The sequence below is a fragment of the Acetobacter sp. AAB5 genome, assembly GCF_050106715.1.
In the GTDB taxonomy this organism is placed as follows: domain Bacteria; phylum Pseudomonadota; class Alphaproteobacteria; order Acetobacterales; family Acetobacteraceae; genus Acetobacter; species Acetobacter oryzifermentans.
Genome location: NZ_JBNIEW010000001.1, coordinates 448,921 through 466,902, shown reverse-complemented (window position 1 = coordinate 466,902; position 17,982 = coordinate 448,921). Strand labels below are relative to the sequence as shown.

At 57.0% G+C, this 17,982-nt stretch carries 17 protein-coding genes; 7 read left to right on the top strand and 10 right to left on the bottom strand.

Annotation, left to right across the window (positions count from 1 at the left end):
* Positions 1-116: 116 nt before the first annotated feature.
* The 4 genes from ACP7IZ_RS02170 to argH all read right to left on the bottom strand — a co-directional run bounded on the left by ACP7IZ_RS02170 (position 117) and on the right by argH (position 5,968).
* Complete coding sequence (locus ACP7IZ_RS02170) at positions 117-2,915, bottom strand: DUF4175 domain-containing protein (protein ID WP_426847641.1); 2,799 nt, start codon at positions 2,913-2,915, stop codon at positions 117-119.
* Positions 2,912-4,255 (bottom strand): diaminopimelate decarboxylase, encoded by a 1,344-nt coding sequence (lysA, locus tag ACP7IZ_RS02165; protein WP_426847640.1) that lies wholly within the window; start codon positions 4,253-4,255, stop codon positions 2,912-2,914. Before lysA ends, ACP7IZ_RS02170 begins: the two co-directional genes overlap by 4 nt.
* A 116-nt stretch (positions 4,256-4,371) precedes the next feature.
* Positions 4,372-4,515: a hypothetical protein gene (locus ACP7IZ_RS02160; protein WP_162853387.1), complete on the bottom strand. Its 144-nt coding sequence runs from the start codon at positions 4,513-4,515 to the stop codon at positions 4,372-4,374.
* Between the two features lie 4 nt (positions 4,516-4,519).
* Complete coding sequence (gene argH, locus ACP7IZ_RS02155; protein ID WP_063353819.1) at positions 4,520-5,968, bottom strand: argininosuccinate lyase; 1,449 nt, start codon at positions 5,966-5,968, stop codon at positions 4,520-4,522.
* Between the two features lie 239 nt (positions 5,969-6,207).
* On the opposite strand from argH, the gene ACP7IZ_RS02150 reads away from it, so the two are divergent.
* From ACP7IZ_RS02150 to ACP7IZ_RS02125, 6 genes are all read left to right on the top strand, one after another.
* Positions 6,208-6,528 carry a hypothetical protein gene (locus ACP7IZ_RS02150; protein ID WP_035351682.1) on the top strand — a complete coding sequence of 107 codons (321 nt, stop codon included), beginning with the start codon at positions 6,208-6,210 and terminating at the stop codon, positions 6,526-6,528.
* A gap of 101 nt (positions 6,529-6,629) precedes the next feature.
* Positions 6,630-7,409, top strand: coding sequence for an N-formylglutamate amidohydrolase (locus tag ACP7IZ_RS02145; RefSeq protein ID WP_426847639.1), 780 nt, complete (start codon positions 6,630-6,632; stop codon positions 7,407-7,409).
* Positions 7,406-8,272 (top strand): shikimate dehydrogenase, encoded by an 867-nt coding sequence (locus ACP7IZ_RS02140; protein ID WP_426847638.1) that lies wholly within the window; start codon positions 7,406-7,408, stop codon positions 8,270-8,272. Before ACP7IZ_RS02145 ends, ACP7IZ_RS02140 begins: the two co-directional genes overlap by 4 nt.
* Before the next feature lie 16 nt (positions 8,273-8,288).
* Entirely contained in the window at positions 8,289-8,876 is a 588-nt protein-coding gene (gene coaE, locus ACP7IZ_RS02135; protein WP_426847637.1) for a dephospho-CoA kinase, read from the top strand.
* Positions 8,873-9,547 carry a DNA polymerase III subunit epsilon gene (gene dnaQ / locus ACP7IZ_RS02130; protein WP_426847636.1) on the top strand — a complete coding sequence of 225 codons (675 nt, stop codon included), beginning with the start codon at positions 8,873-8,875 and terminating at the stop codon, positions 9,545-9,547. The genes coaE and dnaQ overlap by 4 nt, the downstream gene beginning before the upstream one ends.
* Before the next feature lie 159 nt (positions 9,548-9,706).
* A complete protein-coding gene (locus tag ACP7IZ_RS02125) occupies positions 9,707-10,225 on the top strand; it encodes a hypothetical protein (protein WP_426847635.1) in 519 nt (172 codons plus the stop codon).
* A gap of 26 nt (positions 10,226-10,251) precedes the next feature.
* Here ACP7IZ_RS02125 and ACP7IZ_RS02120 read toward each other — a convergent pair whose 3' ends face one another.
* The 6 genes from ACP7IZ_RS02120 to purM form a co-directional block, all read right to left on the bottom strand.
* Entirely contained in the window at positions 10,252-11,361 is a 1,110-nt protein-coding gene (locus ACP7IZ_RS02120; protein ID WP_426847634.1) for a glycosyltransferase family 4 protein, read from the bottom strand.
* A 9-nt stretch (positions 11,362-11,370) separates the two neighbouring features.
* Positions 11,371-13,158: a heparinase II/III family protein gene (locus ACP7IZ_RS02115; RefSeq protein WP_426847633.1), complete on the bottom strand. Its 1,788-nt coding sequence runs from the start codon at positions 13,156-13,158 to the stop codon at positions 11,371-11,373.
* A 101-nt stretch (positions 13,159-13,259) separates the two neighbouring features.
* On the bottom strand, positions 13,260-13,937 hold the full coding sequence (gene rpe / locus ACP7IZ_RS02110) for a ribulose-phosphate 3-epimerase (protein ID WP_426847632.1): 678 nt from the start codon (positions 13,935-13,937) through the stop codon (positions 13,260-13,262).
* 73 nt (positions 13,938-14,010) lie between these two features.
* The gene (locus ACP7IZ_RS02105; RefSeq protein ID WP_426847631.1) at positions 14,011-15,333 is read right to left on the bottom strand and encodes an RsmB/NOP family class I SAM-dependent RNA methyltransferase; all 1,323 of its coding nucleotides are present in this window, start codon (positions 15,331-15,333) and stop codon (positions 14,011-14,013) included.
* A 45-nt stretch (positions 15,334-15,378) separates the two neighbouring features.
* A complete protein-coding gene (gene purN / locus ACP7IZ_RS02100) occupies positions 15,379-16,002 on the bottom strand; it encodes a phosphoribosylglycinamide formyltransferase (protein WP_426847630.1) in 624 nt (207 codons plus the stop codon).
* A complete protein-coding gene (gene purM, locus ACP7IZ_RS02095; protein WP_426847629.1) occupies positions 15,999-17,081 on the bottom strand; it encodes a phosphoribosylformylglycinamidine cyclo-ligase in 1,083 nt (360 codons plus the stop codon). The genes purN and purM overlap by 4 nt, the downstream gene beginning before the upstream one ends.
* Positions 17,082-17,192: 111 nt before the next feature.
* On the opposite strand from purM, the gene ACP7IZ_RS02090 reads away from it, so the two are divergent.
* Positions 17,193-17,960, top strand: coding sequence for a hypothetical protein (locus ACP7IZ_RS02090; RefSeq protein ID WP_063353830.1), 768 nt, complete (start codon positions 17,193-17,195; stop codon positions 17,958-17,960).
* Positions 17,961-17,982 lie beyond the last annotated feature (22 nt).

Sequence of the window (17,982 nt, the reverse complement as noted above, 5' to 3'; positions counted from 1 at the left end):
AGCGCCACCGGTTACCAGAAAACGAGCCATACTCTCTTTTCGCTCCGTGCAATGTAAAAAGTCATACCCGGTTATCTTGCTGATACGTCGGGGGAAGAGTTTGCTTCATTCGCCTTTCAGAACGGCTTAAGCAAACGGTCAAGATAATCCAGTTCCTGCTGTGGGCGGGTGCGGTCTGAATCACGCCGCCGCAGTTCCTGCTCAATTTCTCTGGCGCGCTGGCGTGCCACGTTATCTGGAATGTGGGTAGAATCATCTTCGGTCTGATCCTTGCCTTCACCCAGTTTACGGCCCAGCGGATCGCGCTTGCCGCCCTGTTTATCTTCTTCCTCCTGATTTTCTGAGGAATCAGAGGGTGAGCCAGAACCATTCTGGCCATCGGATGCACTGCCAGAACCAGAAGATCCATCAGACGGGCTGCCCAGAGCGGGCAAAAAGCTGGGGATACTGTTTTTACCGTTACCCTTAACGGCATCCTGCATTTGCTGGCGTGTTTTGCGCAGGGCTTCCAGTGCTTTTTCTTCAGCATTGGCGGCGGCGGCATCATCCCCATCGGCCAGCGCCTTGCGGGCATCCTGCATGCTTTTGCGGGCCTCATCAAAAGCACCGGGGGTTTTGCCTGTCAGATCCTTAAATTCGTCTTTCAACTCATCCAGCGCGTGTTCCAACGCATGCTGCGTGGCACGCTCATTACGGCGGGCTGCTGCTTGTGCCTCTGCTTTTGCCGGGTCAGGCATAACCGGTGTTTCGGGCTGCGAGGGCGGAGGTGGGGGCGCAGGCTGCGCCCCTTCTGAACCCGGAGGCATGGGCAGGCCCAAACGGCGCAACAGTTCGGATGTGGGCATGTTGGCGTAATCGGCCTCACCATCACCATCGTCTGCCAGATCACTTTGTTTCTGGGCCTGCGCTTTTAGGTTTTCATCAAGGCGAGATTGCGCATGGTCCAACAAGGCGGTTTGTTTGCTGGCCAGATCATGTAGGGCGGCAGCCTGTTCGCGCATTTTTTGTTGCGCCATCATCTGCTGCGCCAAATTTGCCATATCCTGTGGTGTGGCATTGCGCATGCGCTCGGTGGCGTTTTCCATATCCTGCAAACGCTTCAGCGCTTCATCTGCATGACCATTGGAGGCATCGGACTGAAGCTGGCGCATCAGGCGGGAAAAGGCCTGATTCCCCGCACTGGTAAAACCCGGAAGATCAGGAATAACCGTGTGATCTTTCATGGCCTGATTGGCCAGTGCCTGCATTTTGCGGCTGATGGCGCTTTGCAGGGTTTTGAGTCTTTCTTCCAGTTCCTGCTGGGCTTGTTGTCCTTGCTGCCCGTTTTCGTGCATGTGCTGGAGCTGCTGCGCTACGGCGGCTTGGGCTGCGCGCACATCAATGGATGCCTGAGCACTGGCATCATCCCCTGTGCGGCGGTCTTCTATATCCAGAGCCAGATCCCACAGCAGGTTTGTGGCGCCAGCGCGGGCGGTGGCCGTGTCTGTCAGGTTGTTATCCAGCATGGCCACCACGCTGCTGAGCGCCAGCAACATACCGGTATGCTCGCGCACGGGGCCGGGTGCATCGGCCAGTGCTTCCAGATCTAGTGCGGCATCTTGCCGGCTTTCCTGCCCCAAAGCGAAGCGTTTACGCACATCCAACAGCGCGCGGGCAATGGGGGAATGGAAAACACGTGCGCCCATACGGAACGTGGCGGGGGCACTTTTGCCCTCATGCCCGCTTACGGAGGAGGCAATCACACGGCCGGTTACAGTTTCTCCTGCCCACGGATCTTCCGACAGATCGGGGCTAATGGCACCTTTTACAGATTTGGGATGCCCAACAAGAGGAAGGGGAATGGTGAGTGTACGTTCTGATCCGTGTTTGGCGTGGGCCAGATGCAGTTCTACCTTAAGGGATGCCAGCCCATAAGCATGGCTGGCCTCATACGGCAGAAGTGTGCGCCATTCTTCTTTGCGGGGAGAGCCGGGGTTGGGCCCCCATTTCACGCCGGGGTCTGCATCTGGCAGCACGGTTACGGGCCATTGGGCTAATGTTCGGCCGCGGCCTGTAAGGCGTACGGTGCCAGAATGCTCCAGCACCACATCCAGCTTCCAGCTATGAGCATCCAATTTGTGGCGTGTGGCATCATGCAGCACCATGCCACCCTGTTCCCGCAAGGTGGGGTGTGAGGCCAGACCCGTGACAATGGCAGTAAGATGGGCCCCTTGCGGCGTTTGGGGAGGAGTTTTGATATTGCCCAAAAAAACAGGGGCATCTGGCGCGTATGTAGGTGGGGTTATCCATGCCTCTACACGCGGGAAGGGGACATCAGGATCATCCCGCCCCGGAATAAACCCGGCAAGGATGCGCCCCGGCGCGGAGGAACCCGCAAGCCCGGCTGTGCCAGCAAGGGCTACAACCAATACCCATGCCCCAATCTGCTGCGTGCGGCCTTGTGGCCAAAGGCGCGGCCAACCCACCCGCAGCCTGCCAAGTGATGCCAGAATACGCTGTTGATGCGCCTGCCATAAGGTGGTGGAACTTTGCGAGGATGTGCCTGCAGGGTGGTCTGTTAGCGTAGCGAGGGGGCGGTTGTGTAGGCCGGATGCCTGTTCAATGCGCCGGTCAACCTCGCTTGGGGTGGGGGGCGCAAGGTTTTCAATATCCTTGTGCAGTCGCCAGCCGCATAGGCTCAGCCACCCGGCCACCAGCAGCAGCCGGATGCCATCTGGTAGATGCTGAGGGATGCGTAGCAAAGAGGCTACGCAGTAAACGCCCAGCAGGGCAAAAGTGGGCTGAAGCGCAGGCCACAGCCGTTCTATCCGCAAAACAATGGCGGCATGGCGGCGTGCGGTGGCAAGGCGCTCCGCCAGCGCTCCATCCTCAGCGGTGGAGGCGGTCAGGGATTGGTGCAGACCGCCTTGGTTCATGTGGCTTTGGCAAGGTGGGAGGGCACAGTTTCATCCTGCCACAGTTCTTCAACACTCTGCCTTTGGCGTATCACCTGCCATTGGCCATCTTCAACCAGAACTTCTGCAGCAAGCGGGCGGCTGTTGTAAGTGGAACTCATAACCGCACCATACGCGCCTGTATCCAGCAGGGCTATACGTGCATTGCGGGCCAGCGGGGGCAAAAGCCTATCCCGCGCAAATGTATCTCCACTTTCACACACAGGGCCGACCACATGGGCCAAGGAAACGGGTTGGCTGAACGCCTGCGGTGCAAGTGGTAAAATGCCATGCCACGCATCATACATGCTGGGGCGCAGCAGTTCGTTCATGGCCGTATCCAGCACAAGGAAAGGCACATCCATGCCTTGTTCCTTGCGCAAGATCACGCTGCTTAGCAGCACACCAGCCGGGCCAATGGGCCAACGCCCCGGCTCAATTGCCAGCTTTACGCCCAGATCGCCCAGTTCCGCCTTAATGGCGCCAGCTAGCGCTTCGGGCTGACCTTCGGTTTCATTGCGGTAGCAAATGCCAAGGCCACCGCCACAATCCACTACGCTTACGGCATTGCCAGCGGCGCGCACGGTACGCACCAGTTCCGCCACGCGGGCATAGGCTGCACGATAAGGGGTGGTGGTTAAAATCTGGCTGCCAATATGGGTGGCAAAACCAACAGGCCGCACACCGGAGAGGGTGAATGCATGAGCATAAAGTGCTGCGGCATCCTGAAATGGAATGCCAAATTTATTGGCAGCCAACCCGGTTGTAATTTTGGCGTGGGTTTTGGCATCCACATCCGGGTTTACGCGCAGGGTAATGGTGGCCTGCTTGCCCAGCTTGGTGGCAATGGCTGAAATAGCTTTCAGCTCTTCTGCACTTTCTACGTTAATCTGGCCAATGCCGTGGCTAATGGCCTGTTCCAGTTCGGCATCTGTTTTGCCAACGCCGGAAAACACAATGCGGCTTGCTGGAATACCGGCCTTTATGGCGCGTGCCAGTTCACCACCGCTTACAATATCCGCCCCAAAACCTTCCTGGCCGATCAGGGTAAGAATGGCCAGATGATCATTGGCTTTCACGGCATAGTGGATGGAAACATCCAGCCCGGCATCCCGCATGGCTGCGTGCATCCGGCGCATACGCATGCGCAGCGTGCCCGCCCCTAATACCCAACAGGGTGTGCCAACAGAATCAGCTATGGCGTTTAGGGCCACGCCTTCCAGCATCAGCCCACAGGTAGGGCTAACCGTAAGCTGCGGGTGTGTTTGTAACAGTTCTGCCAGTGTTGGGTCGGCATCGGTATAAACAGGTGTTTCGGCCATGAGGCGTAAAGGCTCTGATTGCAAAAAAGGAGCAGGATGCCACACCAAGAAAATCTTGGCATGGCAGGTTATGCAGTGTGGTGCGCTATGAAACCCATATAGTGCGCACTGTGGTCTTATTCATCCGGCGGATACATACGCGGGTAAGAAATTTTGTTTTGCGGGCCGGGCTGATGCGGCGTGCCTTTTTTGCCGCATGCCGCCAGAGGCAGAAACAGGATAGTAGCCAGCGCAAGGCCAAAAATCAGGCGGTAGTTCATGGTTTTACTGCCCTGCTGTGGTGGGTTCTGCGCCCAGAGCTTTCAGCCAGCGCTGAGCCTGCGCGCTTACGTTGCCGGATGCGGTGCCACCTTCGCTGGTGCGAGATGCAATGGAGGCATCTACGCTGAGAACCGAATAGATATCATCCGTAATGCCGGGTTCTTCTGCCTGCATTTCCTGCAATGTCAGATCTGCCAGCCCCACGCCTTTTTCCTCGGCTTTGGCAACCAGGCGGCCTGTTACGTGGTGTGCGGTGCGGAATGGCACTTTCAGCACGCGCACCAACCAGTCTGCAATATCTGTGGCGGTGGAATAGCCAGAACCTGCCAGTGCACGCATTTGGGCGGTGTTGGCTGTCATGTCCCGCACCATACCATCGCATGCGGCAAGAGAGAGGGCAGCGGCATCCGTGGCTTCAAACACGGGTTCCTTATCTTCCTGCATATCCTTGGCGTAGGCCAGCGGCAGGCCTTTCATAACCGTTAGCAGGCTGACAAGGCTGCCGGTGATGCGGCCAGTTTTGGCGCGCACCAGTTCCGCGGCATCTGGGTTACGCTTTTGCGGCATGATGGAAGAGCCGGTGGTGAACGCATCTGAAAGGCGGATGAAAGAGAAAGGTGAGGAGCACCAGATGACAATTTCTTCCGCCATGCGTGAAAGATGCATGGCCATGATGGACAGCGCAGAAAGATATTCCAGCGCAAAATCACGGTCAGATACAGAATCCAGAGAATTGGCGGTGGGGCGGTCAAAATGCAGCAGTTCGGCGGTCATCTTCCGGTCAATGGGGAAGGATGTACCAGCCAGCGCGGCCGAACCCAGCGGGCATTCGTTCAGGCGCTTGCGTGTGTCTGCCAGACGGCCCCGGTCACGCGCCAGCATTTCCACATACGCCATCAAATGGTGGCCGAATGTTACAGGCTGTGCTGTTTGCAGGTGGGTAAAGCCCGGCATGGGGGTGGCGGCATGTTCCTCCGCCCGGCGGGCGAGGGAGCGCATAAGGGCGGCAACCTGTTGGTCCAGCCCATCAATGGCATCCCGCACCCATAGGCGAAAATCTGTTGCAACCTGATCATTGCGAGAGCGGGCAGTATGCAGGCGCTTACCGGCCTCACCAATACGGTCAGACAGGCGGGCTTCGATATTCATGTGAATATCTTCCAGCGCTTCGGAAAAGGGAAAGTTGCCAGCAGCAATTTCCTGCCCGATTTCTGTTAGCCCCTTGCGGATTGTGGCTTCATCATCCTTGGAGATAATGCCAACATGCGCCAACATGGCCGCATGGGCGAGGGAGCCAGCAATATCCTGCTTCCACATAACCTTATCAAAGCCGATGGAGGCATTGATGGCCTGCATGATCTCAGAAGGGCCACCGGCAAACCGCCCGCCCCACTGGACATTGGCGTTTTTCTGGTTTTCCGTTTCCGTGCTGTTCTGGCTGTTCAGAGACATTTTAGGCCCTAATTCCGTCCTGCTGCGTAAGATGTGCTCAGGCGTTGGCTTATACTGCCGCGGCGCGGATGCAAAGATGCCACAGTAATGTTGCGCGCCCTAGGGCGCAAATGCCGGTTTTGGCAAAGAGCGTGGCAGGGCCGATCCTGCGGCGGGGCTGTTCTGTGCGTTGCAGTGCGGGAAAGGGCTGTGCCCAGCGGCATTTCTCTGCTTAAAAGCAAGTGAAATTCAGGGAGTTCATGAACATGACAACACCACACAAGCTTACAACCTTTGCCGTGATCGACCCCGGCCCGAATGTGCTTTTGGAAGTTATTCGCGCAGAAAGCCCGGTTGTGGCTGTTGAGCGTCTGGAAAGCAAAATGCGCGGCCCGGAATATGTGGCAGCCCGTAGCTACGATGTTGGCGGCGAAGAATCGCTGGATGGCGCAGATCCGGCCTATCTGGTGTACGAGCTGGATGATAGCGGGCTGGATGCAGAAGGCCTGACGGGGGAAGATGCAGGGCAGGTGCGCGCGCAGGCTGATCTGGCTGCGGTTGTGGTATCTTCCGCCAAATAAGTTTTCAAACCCGAACAAAAGTGTTCTGCGGCATGGCGGAAAGGGCAGGCAATGCGTGCCGATCTTTCCGCCATGCCGTGCGATGCAGGAGGTGGAAAGGCATGTCTGTGGACCAGGTGCTGATGGCAGAAAGTTTTGTGGTGCATGGCCGGGATGAAGGTGGCCCCTTTGTGCTGGTAAGTGACCATGCAGGCCGTGCCATTCCGCCTGAATTGGGTGATCTGGGGTTAAGTGCGCAGGAACGTGCGCGCCATATTGGCTGGGATATCGGCATAGATGGCGTAGGCCGTAAACTGGCTGACCTGCTGCCTGCTGTGTTGATTGAGCAGGTGTATTCCCGCTTGGTGATTGACTGTAACCGCGCCCCCGGCCACCCAACCTCTATCGTGCAGGTAAGTGATGGCACAACAGTGCCGCGCAACCAGAATATCTCTGCGCAGGATCGGGCATGGCGGGAGCAGACAATTCTGCATCCTTATCACGCCCGTATCCGGCAGGAACTGGATGCTCATGTTGCCGCAGGCCGCCAGACGGTGGTTGTGGCGCTACACAGTTTTACGCCATTCATGCACGGCAAACAGCGCCCATGGCATGCCGGACTTTTGCACAATCATGATTCCCGGTTGGCCCGTATTATGATTGTGCTTTTGCAGCAGGATGGCTTGGTGGTGGGGGATAATGAACCCTACGCCCTAACAGATACATCGGATTACACCATTCCCCAACATGGTGAACGGCGTGAGCTACCACATATTGAAATTGAAATTCGGCAGGATTTGATTGCTGATGATGCCGGGCAGACCGAATGGGCCAATCGTCTGGCCCGCTTGCTGCCACAGGCATGGCGCCAGTTTTGTGAACAGTATGGAGAAAACGCATGACCGCCACAGATACAGCCAAGCCGCAGATTATTACGGGCAAGGCAAAGCTGGCGGGTGTTTTGGGTTGGCCCGTAGCGCATTCGCGTTCTCCGGTTCTGCACAATTACTGGCTGCGGCGTTATGAGGTAGATGGTGCCTATGTGCCGCTGCCGGTTGAGCCAGATGCGTTTGTGGCAGCCGTTCTGGGCTTACAGGCTGCGGGCTTTCGGGGCGCAAATGTAACCATTCCACACAAGGAAGCTGCCTTCAAAATTGCCGATGTGCTGGACCATTCCGCCCAGCGTGCAGGTGCAGTGAATACACTTGTGTTTGAAGATGACGGCAAAATTCACGGTTACTCAACCGATGGCGCAGGTTTTGTGGCCAGCATGGAATCTGCTGGGTTTAATCCGCCTGAACAGGCACAGGCTCTGCTGTTGGGCGCTGGCGGTGCTGCGCGGTCTGTTGCTGCTGCGTTACAGGATTGTGGCCTACGTGTTGCCGTGACCAATCGTACCCAAGGGCGGGCAGAAGAACTGGCAAAAGCCCTGCCGGGGCTGGACGTGGTGCCGTGGAATATGTGGGAAGACCGCCTTGGCGCGTATAGTTTGCTGGTAAATACCACCTCTTTGGGGATGGAAGGCGGCCCGGATGCTGCGTTTCGTCCTTCTCTGGCACATGCGGCCAAGGCACTGGTGGTGGCAGATATCGTTTATGTACCACGCGTAACGCCTTTGTTGGCAGAGGCACACTCTGCTGGCCTGCGCACTTTGGGCGGGCTTGGTATGTTGCTGCATCAGGCGCGGTTGGGTTTTCAGAAATGGTATGGCGTAAACCCGGAAGTGGATGCGGCAACGGAAGCTTTTGTGCAGGAAAGTTTCTAAGGGCTACGGTAAGGGCATGAAAATTCTGGGCCTTACCGGTGGTATGGGCATGGGCAAAAGTACTGTAGCCACGTTGTTGCGGCATGCAGGCTTGCCGGTGTTTGATGCAGATGCTGAAGTACGCCACTTGCAGGCGGATCATGGGGCCGCCTTGCCAGCTATCGCCCAACTGGTGCCGCATGCTGTGCAGAACGGGCATTTGGATAGAGCCGTATTGCGGCAAGCCGTTATAAAAGAACCGGCACTGCTCAAAAAACTGGAACAGATTATTCACCCCATGGTGCGGGCTGCACGGACAAAGTTTTTGCGTGCGCAGCGTTTGCGTGGGGCGCGCTGTGTGGTGCTGGATATTCCACTGCTTTATGAAACAGGCGCTCAGCGGGAATGCGATGATGTTTTGGTGGTGTCCGCCCCACATTGGGTACAAGCGCGCCGTGTGGCCAAAAGGCGCGGGATGCCTCCAGCCGAGGCTTGCAAATTGATTGCTCGGCAAATGCCAGATGCCCAACGCGTGCGCCAAGCGGGCAAGGTTATTCGCACCGGCGGCAGTATGCGAGAAACAGAACGGCAAGTGCGCCAGTTCATCAGGAGCCTGAGGGCATGAAAAGATCCATTCTGTTTGATACAGAAACCACAGGGCTGGACCCGGCAACGGGGGACCGGGTGATTGAAATTGCAGCCCTTGAACTGGTAGGAGACCTGCCAACAGGGCGAACTTTTCATAAGCTTATAGACCCGGAGCGCGATGTGCCGGAGGAGGCTTCCCGCGTGCATGGCTTTACGCGGGCAGATCTGGAAGGCAAACCCAAATTTGCTGAAGTGGCGGATGACTTCCTGGCCTTTGTAGGGGATGACCCGCTTATTGCGCACAATGCCCGGTTTGACTTTGGGTTTATGAATGCGGAACTCAAACGCGCAGGCAAAAAAACGCTGGGTTTGGACCGCATGGTGGATACGCTGGATATGGCGCGTGAGCGCTTTCCCGGCATGCCCAACAGTTTGGATGCCTTGTGCCGCCGTTTTGGCGTAGATCTTTCTGCCCGAACGACCCATAACGCGCTGCTGGACTGCAAACTGCTGGCCGATGTGTATGTGGAGCTTATGGGGGGCCGCCAGCACGGTCTTGGGCTGATGGCGGAAGATGGGCAACTGCCTTCTGTAATGTATGAAGGCCCGGTGAACCGTAAGGTTGTGCGTGTGCAGCCAACACCGCAAGAACTGGCCGCACATGCGGCTTTTGTTGCGGGCCTGAAAGAGCCGATTTGGGAACACTGACCGCACATTGAAACCGTGTAATGAAATCTTGCGAAAAGGGCTTTGCAGGGGCGGGTGGGTATGCCATCCTTGATTCTACAAAACGTGACAAAACGTACAAAAATGTTTTGTCAGCCGTTTCCACCGCTTTTTACGCAACGGAAAAGGTAAGTTGTTTCAATGAATTCGGGGAGCCCTTTGATGCGTTCTGCATCCCGCCATTTTGCTGCTGCCTTGGCGCTGTGCGGAGCATGGTTCATGCCTGCGGGCGCAGAAACCATGCTTGGCCCGGTTACAGCAACAGTTACATTTAATACGCGTTCGGCGGATCTGGGTGTAGGATATACATGGGGCCGGGGTGTGCTGACATATGGCGGCCGCCAGTATCCGTTTGAAATCAAGGGTGCTTCCGCTATTGCTGTTGGGTATTCCTCTGGCCACAGCGTAGGCAAGGTGTACAACCTTCAGCGTATTGAAGACTTTGAAGGCACATTCTGGGCACTTTCGGGCGAGGCCACAGTGGGCCGTGGCATTGGCGGCCTGCTGATGGAAAATAATGATGGCGTGCGCATTCGGTTGGATGAATGCCGTTCTGGGGGCCGTATTGCGGCATCACCCTCGCGTTTGACAATTCATTTGCTGGATAAAACAGGCACACCGGTTACAACAGCGCCGGTTGCCCAGAACTCAGCCCACTAAATACAAGTACACCCACGCCTGATGGCTTAATGTGTCAGCAGGCGTGTGGTGGTTTGTAGAATTGTTTTTTCATCAAATAAGCGTAGGGCACGTTTTAGCCCGGCAACGCCCATGCGCTGGCATAAAGCTGGGTTTTGCACCAGCGTTGTAAGGGCTTCTGCCAGTTCTGCCGTGGTGCCGGGGGGCACAAGTAGCCCTGTTTCATGCGGCACAACCTGCTCGCGCGAGCCCCTAATATTGGTGGCCACAACTGGCAATCCGCACAACATGGCTTCAATAATAGACATAGGCAGGCCCTCAAAATGGCTGGGCAGCACAAAAATATCTGCTGCGGCCAATAAAGCCGGAATATCTGCCCGATAACCAAGGCATTTTAGCCGCGGGCCAAGCGCTGCCCGCGCTTGAGCAAGGTATTCATCCATATTGGCGCCGTGGTCCGATGCCAGTCTTTCCCCCACAATCCATAATTCTGCATCTGGCACTCGCTTCATGGCGGCCAGGAGTTCTGGATACCCTTTGTGGCGCACAAGGCGAGAGACAACAATAATTACGGGCGTTTGCGCGGATGTGCCAAGTTCTGCCCGGATACGGGTTCTGGCTTGCGCATCTGGGTGAAACTGGGCTGGGTCTCGCCCATTCCCAATTGCAACGGGGTGGGGGTGAATATGCAGGCGTTTGGCATCCTGCGCTTCTTCACGGCTGACGGTCAGATAAACATCAGTCATGCGCCCGCACAGAACTTCCAGCACCAATGCCAACCCGCGCCGCAGGCGAGAGCCGGGTTGGTTGAATAAAAAACCGTGGCACGTATAGGCAATGCGCGGCACGCCACACAACTTGGCTGCCGCCCGCGCCAGAATGCCACTAATAGGCATATGCGCATGCACCAAATCCGGCTTTTCTTTTTTTATAAGACGAACAAGTGCCCAAAAGGCCCGAAGTTGCGCGGGCACAGAAAATGAACGGGCAAAGGGCAGCGTTTCAACCCGAAACCCCTCGCTTCTGGGATGTTGAAGCAAAGGACCATCCGCACAAACGCCTATCACTTCATGCCCTTCTGCCCGTAATTCTCGCATAAGAGGCAGTAGAAAATGGGTGAGTGAAAAATCGACGTTTGTGATTTCCAGAATCTTCACGTCAGCCCATTACGCGTTTTTGAGGGAGAGCGACCAACGGATAGGTGGCTTGCTTGGGGCCTGCGGCACCGGAGGCGGTGGTAGCAGTGTGTTTTCCAAGCCATTGGCATCAAGGTCCGAAGGTTCTGCCAGTAAACCGGTTCCCACCTCTGGCACTTCTGGAGTGTGATCTATGGGGGGGGCAGCCTCGGCAGGTAAAGCGGCTTCTTCTGCGGGGTGCGTATCCAAAGGATCGTGTGCTTCTTCCGCAGGCTGTTCTGCTACAGCCGGAGTGAGCACAAATTGCCGTGTAGGCTGGTGCTGTCCTTGCCCCAGATAAATGCTTTCTTCTATTTCAATATCAGCGTCAGACCAGAAGAACCATGTTTCTTCCGGCGTGTGTAGCAAGTAGCCATCTTCTTCCTGCTCAATGCTCACATCAGGGTGCAAGTGGAAGCGGATGCAAAGTGGCACCGGAATGCTGACATCTTCCAGTTTTTCTATGCCCTGTAGAACCGTTCCGTCTTTATCCAGATAAATCTTGCGAGAATACAGGCCACCGCCTTGGGGCTTGTAGCCATCATGCGTCATGCTCAGGCAATGCACACCGTCTTGCACAGACATTTGGCGTGTGACCTGTGGTTTTTGCGAGATACCGCCATTGGCATCAAACCGCATGGGGGTAAGGTCTGCCAGTTCCAGAACAGAATGTGCAGCCGGGTAGCGCAAGGCTTCTGCCCAACCACGTTGGATGCTGCTGCCGCAATTGACAATTAACCGTTGCCTGCCGGATGAAAATTCAAAGGACAACATGCCCGCATGCGCGCTGCTATCATAACCCGCAGGGGCAGCCGTGGCGGCATCGGCAATCAGCAAGGCACGCCCATTGTTCAGGCGGGCAAAGCCAGATTCTGGCAGGCCAGCCGCCACAACACGCGTGCGGGATGCGCGGCTTAGCACGTGTTCAATAAATTGTGGGTTTTGTTCACTGCTGCCATTAAAGAGGGCCAGCCCGCCATCACCATGCCGCATGGCCCGCAAGGCTGGGGCGCTGCGGTTGGCGGCATCTAGTACGCTGGTGGGTAAGGGCACGCGGGCAACCTGTAAAATATACAGCATTTCCGCCAGTTCGCGCACGCACTGCAACAGGTCTTCCGGACAGCGGGTAATGTGGCCGCCATCGGGCAAAATCTGCTGGCTGATGGTGGCGTCAATCAAGCGCAGATAACGTGTAAGAAATTCTGGATAATCAGGTAGGGAAACCGCAACAGCCAACAGCCCTTTAAGGGCCGTAAGGGCGCGCCAGCCTGTGGTTTCCTCTGGCATCAGCGCCATTATGGAGCGTGCTTCCATAATCAGCGACGCCATAAGCTGCTGGCGGAAGGAATCATCTGCCGAGGCCGCAAAAAATTCGTAACACCCAAGCCAAGCCGCCAAGCGGGCGCCGGTTATGGATGGGTCTGAAATAGGGCGTTCTGCTGGGGTTTGCTCCATCCACTGGGCAACCAATGTGCGGGCCTTGATGCGGGCAGATTCTGCCCCCAGCTCGCGCAGATCCTGCAACCACGTAAAGCCCTGCAACCAGCGGCGATAGGCTTCTGGCCATTGGGGGTTATCCCATTCCCCATCAATCAGAGGGCGTTGGGTGCCTTCAAAAAGTGTCTGGTTGCGAACAAGCTGTTCACCCCCAGCAGCGTTTCCAGACCACAGATCCCGCAAAGCAACGGCAGGGGCTGCCGGCACGCGGGCAAACCCTCCCAACGGGTTGCGCATGGCATAGGCAAGGCGGGCTCCGCGGGTCCAGCGACGCAGGGGCATTGGAAGTTTAGAACTCCATCAAGGCAGGTGCAGAAAATAAGGTGTGATCGGTTTATGGCAGAATATTCATGTGAAGAATGATTTATTTGCCGGATGTGGCTTTATTTTGGCTTGGCAACATGTGTGCGCAATGCAGCAATGGCGGCTGCATAATCTTTTTTGCCATATACGGCGCTGCCAGCAATAAGCACATCTGCGCCAGCATCTATGGCCAGAGGAGCGGTTGAGGCATCTATGCCGCCATCTACCGCCAGCCGGATATCACGCCCGCTTTGGGTGATCATTTCCCGAATACGCCGAATTTTGGGAAGCTGGCTGGACAGGAACTTCTGCCCACCAAAGCCGGGGTTAACAGTCATAACCAGAACAATATCCACCAGATCCAGCACTTCACTAATGGCTTCTGGCGGTGTTGCGGGGCACAGCACAATGCCCGGCTTGGCCCCTAAATCCCGAATACGCTGTAAGGAGCGGTGAGTATGCGGCCCGGCTTCAATGTGGATCAGAATCTGGTCTGCCCCGGCTTGTGCAAAAGCTTCCAGATACGGATCTACCGGTGCAATCATCAGGTGCACATCAAAGGGTAGGTCAGAACAGGGGCGGAGTGCCTTAACCACACCAGGCCCGAACGAAATGTTGGGCACAAAATGCCCATCCATGACATCCAGATGCACCCAATCCGCCCCAGCTTGCTTGAGTGCTGAAACTTCTTCTCCCAACCGGGTAAAATCGGCAGCGAGAACACTTGGAGCGATAAGGGGGTAAGATACAGGGCGCATACCCTGTTTATCGGCAATCCTACGCCCGTGCGCAACAGTATGTTTGGTATTTTTTCAAACAGTTTTGCAAATGTTATGCGCGGGTAAAGCGGGCGGCAAAAAATCCATCCATGCTGCCTTTGTCCGCCCACATTCCGGGGTGGGTGCGCAGCCATCCCTCAGGTGTTCTGGCTTCTGGCAGAAAGGCGAGTTCTTCAGGTGTAAACGGGTCTGGCACCAGCCCCATGGCTTCTGCTGCACGGGCACGGTCTGGCCCTTCTTCCTGCTGCAAGGAGCATACGGCGTACACCAGGCGGCCACCGGGGCGAAGCATGTTTTTGGCAGCTTCCAGCAAACGATCCTGCCCAGCCGTTAGCGTTGTGAGATCACGCGGGCGCTTCACCCACAAAACATCTGGGTGGCGGCGTGCTGTACCCGTGGCAGAGCAGGGGGCGTCCAGCAAAATGGCATCAAGGGGGGTATCGGGCTGCCATGTGCCCGCATCTGCTTGCAGGGTGGTAACGTTGGTAAAGCCCAAGCGTGCCAGATTTTCCTTTAGCCGCGCCATACGGTTGGGGTTGTTCTCAATAGCAGAGACATGCGCGTCGGTTGCAGCAAGCTGCGCGGTTTTGCCGCCCGGTGCTGCACACAGGTCTGCCACCTTTTCGCCTGCTTGCACATTGAGCAAACGCGCAGGGAATGTAGCTGCCGCATCCTGCACCCAAAAAGCACCTTCCTCATACCCGGCCAGTTCAGCAACGCGGGTGCCAGCCGGATAACGCACAGATCCATTGGGTAGCACAATACCGCCTTCCGGCGCTGTGGCACCGGGGCGCATGGTAATATCCAGCGGGGCTTCGTGGCTGATGCCTTCAGCTATCGCGCGGGGCACACCACGGCCCAGCACGCTCCATGAACTCCATAGCCATGCAGGAATGTTCAGCCGCGCCTGATCCAGACCTTCCAACACGTTTTGCCCTTCTGCCGCCACCTTGCGCAGCACGGCGTTGGCCAACCCGGCAAATGGGGCCAGCTTACGCCGACGCAGGAGGGAAACGGTGGTGCCAACGGCAGCATGTGGAGGTGTTTCTAAAAACAGAAGTTGCGCGCAGCCAATCATAAGCGCCACGCGTACGGGTTCGGGTGGTTCTTTGCGTAAAAACGGTTCTAGCACAGTGCGCAGTGTGCCCAGATGGCGCAATGTGGCTGCGGCCAAGCGGTGCGCTGCGGCTCTGTCTCGTGGTTCGGCCTTATGGGCTTCGGCAGAGCGAGACAGGCTGTTTTCCAGCATACGCCGGTGTTCCACCACGCCGCACAGAATATCAAAGGCGATATCGCGCGTAGGATCAGGCTGCGGAGGGGCAGGGCGGCCTTTTCCACGCTTTGGGGAACGGGGGGCGCGTGCAGGTGTGTTCATAAGACTGTCAGAACCGTTCAGGAAAACAGAAAAGAAAAAAGCGCCTTAGCCAACAAGCAGGGCGCACTCTGCCGGAGCAGAAACAGGGCGTTGAAGCAGAAAGTGGCGGAGCACTTGCGGGTAAAGCTGGTGTTCCTGCCGCAAAACGCGTGCCCCAAGGGTATCTGCGGTATCATCCGGCAGAACAGGCACAGCAGCTTGGCCTAAAATAGGCCCTTCATCCATACCTTCTGTTACCAGATGCACGGTACACCCATGCACACGCACACCCGCTTGCAGCGCACGTTCATGCGTGTGCAGGCCGGGGAAGACGGGCAGCAGGCTGGGGTGGATGTTCAGCATACGGCCAGCCCATGCGCCGGTTAAAAACGGGGTCAGCAGGCGCATATAGCCAGCAAGGCAGATAGCCTGAGCGCCTGCTTCCGTTAAAGCAGCATGCACGGCGCGTTCATGCGCTTCACGGTCTTTACCAAAATCACGATGGTTGATGGCCAGCGTGCGTAGGCCTGCTTTTTTTGCCATTTCCAGCCCCGGTGCATCCGGATTGTTGCTTAAAACAAGGCAGATGCGGGCAGGAAAGGAAGGATCTTCACACGCACGGATCAAGGCCGTGGCATTGCTGCCCCGGCCACTGATCAAAATGGCAATGGGTGTTTTTTCAACGCTCATGCTGCGCGAAAATCCGGAGTGGCCTGCATTTTCAGATCAGGCTTGGCGGTGGGGGAGGCTGCTTTGGCAATATGCCCAATGCGCACAGCCGGTTCACCCATATCATGCAGGCGGGCCAGAACGGCATCGGGTTCTGGCGTAATCAGGATCATGCCGATACCGCAGTTGAACACGCGCAGCATTTCCTCTGTATCCACATTGCCGGTGCGGGCCAGCCATTTGAACACAGGTGCTACGGGCCATTCCTGATCAATCACCGCATCCAAGCCATCTGGCAGCACGCGGGGCAGATTGCCGGGCAGGCCGCCGCCGGTAATGTGGGCGGCACCATGCAGCAGGCCAGCTTTATGCAGCGCCAGAACCGGGCGCACATACAGGCGTGTAGGTTCTAAAAATGCTTCACCCAGATTTTTGCCCGGCGCAAAGGCTGCCGGGTCTGTCCAGGCCAGATGGGCATCTGCCACAATGCGCCGCACTAAGGAAAAGCCGTTGGAGTGTACGCCAGAAGAAGGCAGCGCAATAAGGGCATCACCTTCTGCAATGCCAGCGGGCAGGAGCGCGCCGCGTTCTGCCGCACCAACGGAAAAACCAGCCAGATCATAATGCCCATCGGCATACATACCGGGCATTTCTGCTGTTTCACCGCCTACAAGCGCGCAGCCAGACTGTTCACACCCGGTGGCAATGCCGCGCACAACCTTGGCCGCACTGTTAACAGACAGGCGGCCCGTGGCGAAGTAATCCAGAAAGAACAGGGGTTCCGCACCCTGCACAATCAGATCGTTCACGCACATGGCTACCAGATCAATCCCCACGGTTTCATGCAGGTCATTATCAATAGCCAGTGTCAGCTTGGTGCCTACGCCATCTGTGCAGGATACAAGCACGGGGTCTTTAAAGCCTGCGGCCTTTAGATCAAACAGTGCGCCAAATCCGCCAAGGCCCCCCATTGTGCCGGGGCGGTCTGTGGCTTTGGCCGCCGGGCGAATGGCGTCAACAAGGGCTTCGCCTGCTTCAATGTCCACGCCGGAATCACGGTAAGTGAGGCCGGAGGAAGGGGTGCTAGGTGAAGACGTCATGCGCGTGCTCTTGGTCCGAATGAGAATAAGGGTCGATGTGCGGGACAGGGTGGGTTAGGATTCCCGCTCGAGCACAGTCTTTACGGCAGGAGAAGCGGCGCGCAAAGCGGCATGACACGGATTGATGAAACAAAAAGCCCTTTAAACGCGCCTTCGGGCGGGCAAAAGCGCCAAAATGAGGCCACCGAGGCAGAACAAATTGCCTTGCCCTTTGCGCATCGCCCCCGATTCGGAAGGTCGGACTTTGTGGCAGCACCCTCTAATGCCGCAGCACGAGCATGGGTGCTGGATGCCGAGGCCGCTGCGCGTTGGCCAGAAGGCCGCATGGCCCTGTGGGGGGAAAGTGGTACGGGCAAAACGCACCTTCTTTCTATTTGGGCGGGCCGTTATGGCGCACCCATTATGGAAGGCAGCCGCCTGAACACGCATGAAGCCGCAATGCTGTTTGAAGATGGCGGGTTTCGGGCCGCTGCATTGGATAATGCCGATAAAGTGCCCAATGAGCGAGACCTTCTGCACCTTATCAATCTGGCGCGGGAACGGCGCGTGGCTTTGCTTATGGCGGCCCGCAGGCCGCCTGCGCGTTGGCCGGTTGTGCTGCCAGATCTGGCAAGCCGGCTACGGGCCACGGCTTCTGTGCCGTTAGGCCCGGCGGAGGAAGGGCTTTTACACCGCCTTTTGCTGCGGCTATTGGCTGAACGCCAGATTGTGGTGGGCGCACAGGTAACGGAGTGGCTGCTGCGCCGCCTGCCGCGCCGGGCAAGCGCCATGCGCGATTGTGTGGCCATGCTGGACCAAGCCGCATTAGAATCGGGGGGGCGTATTACACGCGCCTTGGCCGCCAATGTGCTGGAAAGCCTGCTGGCGCGCGAAGAATAATGAACATATGCGCTATAAGCCT